A 1,583-nucleotide genomic window follows, 5' to 3' on the forward strand; every position below is an offset into this window, starting at 1 on the left:
TGGGACTGGGGCCGGGGCCGGGGCCGGGGCCGGAACCGGAACTGGAACTGGAACTGGAACTGGAACTGGAGCTGGGGCCGGCGCTGCAGCGGGAGCCGGGGCGGGCGCTGGAGCTTGGGTTGGAACTGGCGCCGGCGTTGAGCCGACCGCGGGTCCGGGCGTCCCCGTCGCTGGCGACGCTGCGCCGGGCGCGCCGTCTGCCTCGTCCCCCTCGTCGCCATAGTCCGGCAGATCGCCGGACTCGCCGCCGCGCAGCCGCTGGCGGCGCTGCTGCAGATAGGCGTCGCGCACGAAGCTGTATTTGTCCAGCGCGGCCTGCTCTAGCAGGGTGGTGGCATCGAGCAGATTGCTGCGCGTATTGACGAACTGCAGCGCGAACAGGCTGTTGCGCCAGGCCGGATCCATATAGGTCACCGGATCGGTGAAGACGTCGCCGGCCATGCCGATGCCATCGCGCACGGTGCTGGGCCCGAACAGCGGCAGCACCAGATACGGCCCCGAGGGCACGCCCCACGTGCCCAGCGTCAGGCCAAGGTCCTGCGGATGCCTCGGCAGCCCGGCCGGCGTCGCGATATCGATCAGTCCGCCCAGGCCCAGCACGGTATTGATCGCGACCCGCATCACGCTCTCGGCCGCCGCCACGCCCTTGCCCTGCAGCAGGTTGTTGATCGCGTTGCCGACATCGCCGAAATTGTTGAAGACATTAGTCACCGCGGTGCGCACCGGCTGCGGCGTGACGCGGCGATAGCCCTTGGCGACCGGCACCGCGACATAGGTATCGATCTTGTCGTTGACGGTATGGACGGCGCGGTTCAGCGGTTCCAGCGGGTCGGCAGGATTGGCGTTCGGCCCGGTCGCGCAGGCCGCGCAGCACAGCGCGGCAAGCGGGATCAGCCGGTGCAGCGCTGCCGGCGCGGGCAACGGAGACGAAGAGTCCGAAAGGCGTAAAAGGGGCGAAAGGCGTGAGCGGGGCCAATGGCGTGAAAGGAGCCAATGGCGTGAAAGGGGCGAAGGAGACGAGGGCTCTGGCATGGCGATCATGGTGGCGTCGTGGTCGGTCCGTCCGCGGCCTCGGACAATTCAGCGCGACTGGCGCGGCCGTCCCATCAGAATAGGCTGGAAAAACACCGCGCCGGCCAGCGTGCACACCAGCGACAGCGCCAGCAGCTTGCCCATGCTCGCGGTGCCGGCATGGTTGGACAGCCACAGGCTGCCGAACGCGGTGGCGGTGGTCGCCGCGCTGAACAGCACCGCATGGGTCAGGCTGGACTGCAGCAGGCCGGTCTTGCCCTCGCGCCATGCGATCACGTAGTAGATCTTGAAGGCGACGCCGATGCCGAGCAGCAGCGGCAGCGCGATGACGTTGGCGAAGTTCAGCGCGATGCCGAACACCACGCACAGCTCCAGCGTCAGCACCGCCGACACCAGCAGCGGCACCAGCGTGCGCAGCACGTCGGCGAAGCGGCGCAGCGTCAGCCACAGCAGGATCGCGATCGACAGCACCGCCCACGCGCCGGCCTGCGCGAACGCGCTCAGGATGGTGCGGGCCGAGCCGCGCACCGCGATCGGCCCGCCGGTGGCCT

The 1,583-nt window shown here is 69.4% G+C and carries 1 protein-coding gene and 1 pseudogene; both read right to left on the reverse strand.

The window, feature by feature from the left end; all coding sequences use genetic code 11:
- Positions 1-1,032 (reverse strand): MlaA family lipoprotein (locus tag AC6EI8_RS26420; protein WP_498383381.1); only part of this gene is annotated, 1,032 nt, incomplete at its 3' end.
- A 48-nt stretch (positions 1,033-1,080) separates the two neighbouring features.
- Positions 1,081-1,583 (reverse strand): annotated as a pseudogene (locus AC6EI8_RS26425) (hopanoid transporter HpnN); the annotation flags it as partial.

It is taken from the genome of Cupriavidus sp. R6-3 (assembly GCF_059772245.1).